This window comes from Thiocapsa sp. UBA6158, assembly GCF_002423035.1.
Classification (GTDB): domain Bacteria; phylum Pseudomonadota; class Gammaproteobacteria; order Chromatiales; family Chromatiaceae; genus Thiocapsa.
The window spans coordinates 1-9,384 of sequence record NZ_DIUM01000018.1; the positions used below are offsets into that span (position 1 = coordinate 1).

Below are 9,384 nucleotides of genomic sequence, written 5' to 3' on the forward strand. Positions count from 1 at the left end.
CGCCGATCCGCCCGTCCATCATGTCCGAGGGTGCGACGATGTCGGCACCGGCCTCGGCGTGCGAGACCGCTTGGCGCACCAGCACCTCGACCGTCTCGTCGTTCATGACGTAGCCGGTCTCGTCGATCAGACCGTCCTGACCGTGCGTGGTGAAGGGATCGAGTGCGACGTCGGTGATGATCCCGAGATCCGGCACCGCGGCCTTGAGCGCTCGCACCGCGCGTTGAGCCAGCCCGTCGGGATTGAACGCCTCGCGTGCGTCGAGCGACTTGACCTCCGGCGGCGTGACCGGAAAGAGCGCCATGGCCGGGATGCCGAGGCGTTGGACCTCGATCGCGTCTTCCACCAGGAGATCGATGCTCAGACGCTCGACCCCCGGCATGGAGGCGACCGACTCGCGCTGCCCGGTGCCTTCCAGCACGAAGACCGGATAGATGAGGTCGTCCGGGGTCAGGGTCGTCTCGCGCATCATGCGACGCGAGAAGGCATCGCGACGCATCCGGCGCATACGGGTGATGGGGAAGGCGGCACGATTGGTGTCACGATCGGGCATGGGATGGCCTCGGGGTCGGCTCCGGCGCGGCCGGGACCACCCCGGCGCTCAGGGCCGTTACAATAGCTCAGGCGCTCGGATGGCTCCAGTGCAGCGGCTGAATTGCGACAGGACTCGACGCCGAGATGGCCTGCGCCGTTTCGGCGCACGTTCAGTCAGGCGAGTATGCTTTAAGAATCAACCCCTCACGGGAGTCCGAGCCATGTCCGCGTACCAGAAGGCCCGCCCGACACTCTACGAACAGCTTGAAGCCCTGCCCGAAGGGTTGACGGGGGAGATCCTCAACGGCCAGCTCTACACTCAGCCGCGCCCGAACGGTGCACACGTGGTGACTGCGTCGGCGTTGGGCTACGAGTTGTTCGGACCGTTTCAAAGAGGGCGCGGCGGCCCTGGGGGCTGGTGGATCATCGACGAGCCCGAATTGCACTTCATCCGCGACACCGAAGTCGATGTTCCCGACCTGGCCGGTTGGCGTCGCAGTCGACTGCCGCGGATTCCGCGGGATCATCGCTTCACCGTCGTGCCGGACTGGGTCTGCGAGATCCTCTCGCCATCCACCGAGAGCAAGGATCGCGAGGTGAAGATGCCGATCTACGCGCACTTCGGGGTCGCCTACGCCTGGTTGATCGACCCCCGGGCGCATAAGCTGGAGGCCTATGCTCTGGATGGCGGCGAATGGCGGGGGATCTCGTGGTGCGTAGGCGGCTTGCAGGTGTCGGTTGCGCCGTTCGATGCGGTGACGATCGCCTTGGACGATCTCTGGGCGCCTACCGAGTAGCTGCGCGGGTGCTCCGAAGACTTAAAACTAGATCCGGCAGTTGACCGCTTCGTGCTCCATGCAAGGTCTTGACGGCTTTAACGATCGCGCTCATCTGACGGCTCATCGACCGGGTGAAGGCCGCTACGACCCCTGGAGCACGCCCCGCGCGGCGCCCGGCTGCGTTGCGACTCGTTGTCGTAGAACCACTACGACGCCTCGTCGCGCCTTGCCGGACACCGCGCGGGACGCACTCCAAGGGCCGTTCAACTGCCGGATCTAGGTTAAAACGAGAAGGATAAGCTCTCCATGACAAACCCGGGCGACCCGTCTGCGCATCTCGTCGATGTCGATCTCGACGGCTTTCAACATGAGGTCCTCGACGCGTCCGAGGCCCAACCTGTCCTGGTGGACTTCTGGGCCGACTGGTGCGCGCCCTGTCATGCCTTGGCGCCGCACCTGGGGCGGGTCGTCGCGGATCTCGACGGGCGAGTTCGTCTCGCCAAGATCGAGGTCGACGAGGGCGAGAACATGAAGCTCGCCGGGCAGTACAAGCTGCGCGGCTTCCCGACCGTGATCCTCTTCTATCGCGGTGCCGAGCTGGCACGCTTCAGCGGTGCGCGGTCTCGCCACGAGATCCTCGATTGGCTGCGGATCCATCTGCCGGATGATCTTGCCGGCCTGGCGGTGTCTTGAGCCGTGTCGGTCGAACGTCGGTCACGCGACGCGAGGTCTCGGCCGGCCTTCAATCTCGTCGATTCGGTCGGCGCCTTCGGAACACCCACCTTTGCCGAGGTCTTGAGGCGCGAGCTGCTGGCCCTTCCGGACGGGGTTCTGCCGATTGAGGGCGAACAGGGTGGTCTAGTCGATCCCGCGAGCCTCGGGGTGACCCTCTTGTCGAGTCGTGCGGATGCCGAACGGATCGAGATCGCCGTCGGGGTGTTCTATACCGAAATCGTCGGCGGATGCAGCTGCGGCGACGAGCCCTTCGGGGTGAACGGCTATACGGAGCTGAGGCTACGGATCGAGCGGGCCGACGGCGGGGCCTTGATCCTGCTTCGGGGGATTGAGCGGTGTGTCGACTAGTTCGGGATCCGGGGCAGAACGCCCCGGATCCCGACCCGGTCTCCGATAGGATTAGCCCGTCGCGGTACGGATCCACTCAACGCGCTTGCGCATCACGCCGTAATAGACCACCGGGATGACGACCAGGGTCAAGACGGTCGAGACGAACAGGCCGAACAGCAGCGACACCGCGAGCCCCGAGAAGATGGGGTCATCCAGGATGAAGAGCGCCCCTGCCATGGCCGCGGCGGCGGTCAGCGCGATCGGCTTGGCGCGCACCACGGCCGAGTTGATGACGGCCTCCTCGAACCCTTTACCCTCGCGCACCTGCTGGTTGATGAAGTCGACCAACAGGATCGAGTTGCGCACGATGATGCCTGCGAGCGCGATCATGCCGATCATGGAGGTCGCGGTGAACTGCGCACCCAAGAGCGCATGGCCGGGCATGATGCCGATGATCGTGAGCGGGATCGGCGCCATGATGACCAGCGGCACCAGATAGCTGCGGAACTGGGCGACCACCAGCAGATAGATGAGGAGCAATCCGACCCCGTAGGCGATGCCCATGTCGCGGAAGGTCTCGTAGGTCACCTGCCACTCGCCGTCCCACTTGAGGCTGAACTCATAGGGGTTGGCCGGTTGCTGGATGAACCACTGCTCCAGGCCTTGCTCCTGCTCGAGCCGATCCGAGATCTCGAACATCCCGTAGAGCGGGCTGTCGGTCTCGCCGGCCATGTCGGCGGTGACATAGACCACGGGCATCAGATCCTTGTGATAGATACTGTGAGCACGTTCGGTCTCCTGGATCTCGACGATCTCGGAGAGCGGCACCAGTGCACCGGACATCGAGAGCACCCGCAACGCGAGCACCTGATCCAGATCGGCCTTGTCCGCCTCGCTGAGCTCGACGCGGATCGGCACGGCATATTTGACGTTCTGGCAGTGCTGATAGCTCATGTCCTCGCCGTCGAGGACCGTGGACAGCGCCTGCGCGACGGTACTCTGGGGCACGCCCAGGCGCGATGCCTTGCTGCGATCCACGACCACGACCCGCTTGCGCGACGGATATTCGACCGAGTCGTCGACATCGACGATGTCCGTCGTGGACTCGAAGATCCCGCGGACCTCGCGGGCGACGCGGATCTGTCCGTCGTAGTCCAACCCGTAGATCTCCGCGACCAGCGGCGAGAGCACCGGCGGGCCGGGCGGGATCTCCACGATCTTGGCGTTGCCTCCGTGGCGCAAGGCGATCTCCTGCAGCGGCGCGCGCATGTCGGCGGCGATCGCGTGACTCTGGCGGTCGCGGTGGTGGCTGTCGACCAGGTTGACTTGGATGTCGCCCAGGTGCGCGCCCTCGCGCAGATAGTACTGGCGCACCAGGCCGTTGAAGTTGATGGGCGCGGCCGTGCCGGCATAGATCTGGAAGTCGGTCACCTCGTCGACGGTCGCCAGAAAATCGCCCATCTCCCCCAGCACCCGCGCCGTTTGCTCCAGGCTGGTCCCTTCGGGCATGTCGAGCACGACCTGGAACTCGCTCTTGTTGTCGAAAGGCAGCATCTTGAGGATCACGACCCGGCTGGTGACGAGCAAGATCGAGCCCGCGATCAGAACGAGAATCCCGGCCAGCAGCAGCCAGCGGTTGAGGATGCCTTTGCGCCCGACCAGGAAAGGCCCGATGACGGCGTTGAACAGGCGGCCGAGACGCCCGCCCGCATGGGCCGCATCCGGATCGTCGCCGTGCTGTGCGTGCCCGGCGCCCGCGGCGTGGCGCTTGCCGAGCATGGCGTTCGCCATCCAAGGCGTGAAGACGAAGGCGACGACCAGCGAGATCAGCATCCCCATCGAGGCGTTGATGGGGATCGGGCTCATGTAGGGCCCCATCAGTCCGCTGACGAAGGCCATCGGCAGCAGCGCGGCGATGACGGTGAAGGTCGCGAGGATGGTCGGCCCGCCGACCTCGTCGACCGCCTTGGGCATGAGATCGAGCAGCTTGGCCTTGCTCATCGCCATGTGTCGATGGATGTTCTCGACCACCACGATGGCGTCGTCGACCAGGATGCCNNGAGAAGATGAGCGCGAAGAGCGAGACCCGGTTGAGCGTAAAGCCCCACGCCCAGGAGGCGAAGAGCGTCAGGGCCAGGGTCACGACGACGGCCGCGCCGACGATGATCGCCTCGCGCCAGCCGATCGCGAGCCAGACCAGCAGCACCACCGAGGCGGTCGCGAAGATCAGCTTGGTGATCAGCTTCTGCGCCTTGTAGTCGGCCGTGGCGCCGTAGTTGCGGGTGACCGTGACCTGGACGTTGTCCGGGATGAAGGTCCCTTCGAGCTGCGCAAAACGCTCGATGACCTGCTCGGCGACCGCGACGGCGTTGATGCCCTCCTGCTTGGCCACCGCGATGGTGACGGCCGGGGTGCTGCCGGACAGGTCGAGATCCGTGTGGACTACGCCCGCTCCGGTGCCAATCCGCACGTAAGCATCCGGTTGCTCGGGGCCGCGCTCCAAGGTCGCCACGTCGCTGAGATAGACGGGCCGTCCGCCGTGCAGGCCGACGACCAGCTGATGGAGCTCTTCAGGACAGGTCAGGAAGGTGCCTGCCTGCACGAGGATCTCCTCGTTGTCCGCGGTCACCATGAGATTGTCTTTGATGACATTGCCCGCCTGCAGGGAACGGCGCAGGTCGCTCAGGTCGATTTGGTAGCCGGCAAGCGCCTGCGGGTCCAACAGCACACGCACGACCTGTGACGGCGCGCCGACCGTGTAGACGTCGCGCGTGCCGGGTACACGCTTGATCTCCTGCTCGAGCGCATGGGCGACCTTCCCCAGCTCGAAGGCGCCCACCTCGGGGTCTTCGGACCAGAGCGTGGCGGTGATGATGGGGACATCGTCGATGCCCTTTGGTTTGACGATCGGGGTGCCGACACCCAGGTTCGGCGGCAGCCAATCCTGATTGGCGAGCACCTTGCTGAAGAGCCGCACCACGGCGTCCGTGTTGTCTTCGCCGACCTTGTATTGGACGGTCACCACGGCCATGCCGGGGCGCGACACGGAGAAGACGTGCTCGATCCCCTTGATCTCGGAGAAGACCTGCTCGGCCGGTCCGGCGACCAGGTGCTCGACCTCGCTCGCCGAGGCGCCCGGGAAGGGGATGAAGATGTCCGCGAAGGTGACGTTGATCTGCGGCTCTTCCTCGCGCGGCGTGACGAGGATCGCGAACAACCCGAGCAGCAGGCCGACGATGGCCAGCAGCGGGGTGATCTCGGTGTTCTGAAAGCGCCGGGCGATGCTGCCCGAGATGCCGAGCTGCTCAGCCATGATCTTGTCCCGCCTCGGCGCCGGCGCTCGACTGCGACTTCAAGGCGACGCCCGCGGCGATCGGATCGAGTGCGACCCGCTCGCCTTCGCCGAGCCCGGCGAGCACGACGACGCCGCCCTCGACGGCACGTCCGAGCCGGATCTGACGAAAGCCGACTCGCCCCTCGTCGTCCACCACATAGACGGCGGTGACCTCGGAGCGCTGCACGACGGCCTCCGACGGGATCGTCAGCTCCTGCTTGGCGCCGATCGCGAAGGCGGTCTTCACGAACATGCCGGGAAAGAGACCTTTCGTGCCTTCCGGCAGATCCAGACGCACGGTGAAGGTGTTGGAGCCCATGTCCGCGAACGGGAAGATGGTGACCCGATCCGACTGGATGATCTCCTCGGGGCTCAGATAGATACGAGCGGTCCCGCCCTCGCGCACCGAGGGGATGACGCTCTGGGGAACGTCGACGATCACACGCAGCTGATCGAGCGAGATCCCGCTCATGACCTGCTGACCGGGACTCGCCGTCTCGCCGACCTCGATATGGCGATGGGTGACGATGCCCGAGTAGGGGGCGCGGATCTGGGTGTATTCCAACTGCTCCTGCGCCTGCTCGAGCCGCGCGGTGGCGGACTCCAGCTCCGCCTCGGCCGCGGCAAGATCCGCCTTCGCCTGATCCATGGCGGACTCGGAGACGTTCTTTTTCTCGAATAGACCGCTGATGCGCGTGAACTCATCCCGGGTCTGTTCCAATCGCGCCGAGGCCGATCGCAAATCGGCGGCGGCTTGGGCCACCCGTGCGCGATGCTCGGTATCCTTCAAGCTGGCGACGATCTCGTCCTTCTCGACGAAGTCCTCGACATCGAACAGGATCTCTTGGACCTGGCCCGTGGTCTGTGCCGAAACGGTGGTTCGATTGATGGCCTCGACGATACCGTCCAGTCGGTATTCGCGCGGGAGGGTCCGGTACTCGGCCGGCGCAGTGTCGAGCGCGACGGTCTCGGCGGCCTGAAGATTCAGTGCCGCAAGCGCCGTCAGGCCCGCGAGTGCCGGTATGATCAATGGGATGAGGGGCATGGTGGCGGTCCTCTAAATATTAGATTTTACTTATATTAACAGATTTTATTTGCAAAACAAGGCGATTGATGTGCTTTCCGGGTCCTGTGGCCACGCCGCGCGTCACCGGGATCCGGAAGCGGCCTCAAGCTGTCGCGATCCACCTGGAGGGTAGCAGAGGCTCGGCGGTCGCCGGAGGATTTTCGGGTTGCGCCCGTCGGCTCCGCTCGGCATCGCCTCTTAAACCGCGCCCCTGCCAAGGGCCTGGATGCACCAATCATCGAGCTTACTCGAAAATAAATATCCCGCTTCGGACGCGGTTTAGAGGTGCTGCTGGTGCCGAACGCCCTGCGCGGAGACAATAGAGTAAACAACAGAAGCCCGGTCGTGCTCGCGCGTCCCGGCGCGAGCAGCGCTGCCCCGATCGCGGGCCGGAGAATCGAGACGCCGCCTCACTGCGAGGGGCGGCGAGACCAGGAGGATAGACCGTGAGCCGATGGTCCGAGGACCTGATCCCGATCGACCGCGCCAAGACCCTGGACGGGCTCTTCGTTCAACGCGTCAAGCGCTCGCCGACGCGGGTCGCCTATCGCCATTTCGAGCGCGACGCCGGGTGGGCGGAGCTGACCTGGGCCGAAACGAGCGAGCGGGTTGCACGCTGGAACCGGGCGCTCGCGGGCGAGGCGCTCGACAGCGGGGACCGGGTCGCCATCCTGCTGCGCAATTGCCCCGATTGGGTGGTCTTCGATCAGGCGGCGCTGTCGCTCGGACTGGTCACGGTGCCCCTCTACACGGACGACCGAGCGGAGAACGCGGCCTATATCCTGCAGGATGCGGCGGTCAAGCTGCTGCTGATCCACGACGCCGGACGCTGGAAGCGGTTGGCCGAGGTTCTCGGCGATGTGCCCTTTCCGACCCGCGTCGTCATCCTGGAGTCGAGTCCCGCGGCACTCGCGATCGCGGCCGCGGATCCGCGCGTGATGATCGCCGAGGATTGGCTGCCGGAGACGGCGCCGAAGCTTGTCCAACGTGACGGCGACCCGGATGCCCTGGCGACCATCGTCTACACCTCGGGCACCACCGGGCGCCCCAAGGGCGTTATGCTCAGCCACCGCAACATCCTGGGCAACGCCCATGGCGCATTGACCGTCATCGATTGCTACCAGGAGGATCGGTTTCTCTCCTTTTTGCCGCTGTCCCATATGCTCGAACGCACGGGCGGCTATTATCTGCCGATGATGGCCGGGGCGACGGTCGCCTTCGCACGCTCGGTCGCGCAGCTTGCCGAGGACATGCAGAGCATTCGCCCGACCGTCATCATCGCCGTCCCGCGGGTCTTCGAGCGGGTCCACCAGCGCATCCTGGATCAATTGAAGGGACGTCCGGCGCCGGCGCGCTGGCTGTTCCGGCTCGCCGTCGCCGCGGGATGGCGGTCGTTTCTGCGCGAGCAAGGGCGCAGCAGCTGGCACCCGCTGGTGCTGCTTTGGCCATTGCTGCGCCGCAAGGTCGCGTCTCAAGTCCTCGCCAAGCTCGGCGGAGTGCTGCGTGTCGCCGTGAGTGGCGGTGCGCCCCTGCCCGCCCCCGTCGCGCACACATTCATCGGTCTTGGCCTGCCACTGTTGCAGGGTTACGGCTTGACCGAGACCAGCCCGGTCATCAGCTTCAATCCGCTCAAGGACAACATCCCGGAGAGTGTCGGTGTGCCGCTGCGCGGACTGCAGTTGCGCATCGGGGCACAGGACGAGTTGCTCGTGAAGGGCGAGAGCGTGATGCTCGGCTACTGGAACAACCACGCGGCCACCGCCCGGGTGCTGACGCATGACGGTTGGCTGCACACCGGCGATCAGGTGCGGCTGGAGCACGGGCACATCTACATCACTGGACGTCTCAAGGACATTCTGGTCTTGTCCAACGGCGAGAAGGTCCCGCCCGCCGACCTCGAGATGGCAATCACGATGGATCCTTTGTTCGAGCAGGTGCTTGTACTCGGCGAGGGGCACTCCTATCTCACCGCCGTGCTGGTGTTGAACGCGGACCTCTGGCCTGGACTGGCGCGAGAGCAGGGTCTGGATCCGGAGCGCCCGGAAAGCCTGCGCGATCCCGAGCTCAACAAGGTGATCCTCAAGCGGATCCGCTCGGCGCTGCATGGCTTTCCGGGGTATGCCAAGATCCGGCGTGCGACCCTGACGCGCGAGCCCTGGTCCATCGACAACGGTCTGCTGACGCCGACCATGAAGGTCAAGCGCGCCATGGTCGTCACGCGCTATCACGATGAGATCGAGGAGATGTACGGGATGGATGCCTGATCTAAACCGCCTCCGGAGTGAGATGCTCACTTTCAAGTGAGCTCGGCGTTTGGCGCATCCACGGCCCTTCGCGGAGACGCGGTTTAAAAGGATCTTTTTTCATATCTTAAAACTGCGCCGTCCCAGCGGTCGTCTCATCTGCCGGGACCGATCCCATCCAAAAACAGTCCATACCGCGCTGGGCGCGGTATAACCGGGGGCGAATCCGGTCGCGATCTTGATTGCACGGCGGGCAGCGCCTAAACTAGTGGCTCAAAGCGGGTGTAGTTCAATGGTAGAACTTCAGCTTCCCAAGCTGATAGCGTGGGTTCGATTCCCATCACCCGCTCCACTGCATCATTC

The 9,384-nt window shown here is 65.0% G+C and carries 5 protein-coding genes, 1 tRNA gene and 2 pseudogenes; 5 read left to right on the forward strand and 3 right to left on the reverse strand.

What is annotated here, in order from left to right; translation table 11 throughout:
• Positions 1-553: pseudogene (locus B4N44_RS02750) on the reverse strand (porphobilinogen synthase); the annotation flags it as partial.
• A gap of 202 nt (positions 554-755) precedes the next feature.
• Between B4N44_RS02750 and B4N44_RS02755 the strand changes: the two are divergent.
• The 3 genes from B4N44_RS02755 (at position 756) to B4N44_RS02765 (ending at position 2,396) form a co-directional block, all read left to right on the forward strand.
• The gene (locus B4N44_RS02755; protein WP_093038046.1) at positions 756-1,331 is read left to right on the forward strand and encodes a Uma2 family endonuclease; all 576 of its coding nucleotides are present in this window, start codon (positions 756-758) and stop codon (positions 1,329-1,331) included.
• Between the two features lie 288 nt (positions 1,332-1,619).
• Positions 1,620-2,006: a thioredoxin family protein gene (locus tag B4N44_RS02760; RefSeq protein ID WP_093038049.1), complete on the forward strand. Its 387-nt coding sequence runs from the start codon at positions 1,620-1,622 to the stop codon at positions 2,004-2,006.
• 3 nt (positions 2,007-2,009) lie between these two features.
• Positions 2,010-2,396, forward strand: coding sequence for a hypothetical protein (locus B4N44_RS02765; protein ID WP_093038052.1), 387 nt, complete (start codon positions 2,010-2,012; stop codon positions 2,394-2,396).
• Positions 2,397-2,447: 51 nt separating this feature from the next.
• On the opposite strand, the pseudogene B4N44_RS02770 reads toward B4N44_RS02765, so the two are convergent.
• Positions 2,448-5,691, reverse strand: a pseudogene (locus tag B4N44_RS02770) (efflux RND transporter permease subunit).
• Positions 5,684-6,757 (reverse strand): efflux RND transporter periplasmic adaptor subunit, encoded by a 1,074-nt coding sequence (locus B4N44_RS02775; protein WP_296696718.1) that lies wholly within the window; start codon positions 6,755-6,757, stop codon positions 5,684-5,686. Before B4N44_RS02775 ends, B4N44_RS02770 begins: the two are co-directional and overlap by 8 nt.
• A gap of 467 nt (positions 6,758-7,224) precedes the next feature.
• Here B4N44_RS02775 and B4N44_RS02780 point away from each other — a divergent pair, with 467 nt between their 5' ends.
• Together B4N44_RS02780 and B4N44_RS02785 are read left to right on the forward strand one after the other, a co-directional pair.
• Complete coding sequence (locus tag B4N44_RS02780) at positions 7,225-9,042, forward strand: AMP-dependent synthetase/ligase (protein ID WP_296696720.1); 1,818 nt, start codon at positions 7,225-7,227, stop codon at positions 9,040-9,042.
• A 257-nt stretch (positions 9,043-9,299) separates the two neighbouring features.
• A tRNA-Gly gene (locus B4N44_RS02785) sits at positions 9,300-9,373 on the forward strand.
• Positions 9,374-9,384 lie beyond the last annotated feature (11 nt).

Excerpts from the sequence above, each read along its gene's own strand:
- B4N44_RS02755 (WP_093038046.1), top strand. The coding sequence starts at position 756 with ATGTCCGCGTACCAGAAGGCCCGCCCGACACTCTACGAACAGCTTGAA.
- B4N44_RS02760 (WP_093038049.1), top strand. The coding sequence starts at position 1,620 with ATGACAAACCCGGGCGACCCGTCTGCGCATCTCGTCGATGTCGATCTC.
- B4N44_RS02775 (WP_296696718.1), bottom strand. The coding sequence starts at position 6,757 with ATGCCCCTCATCCCATTGATCATACCGGCACTCGCGGGCCTGACGGCG.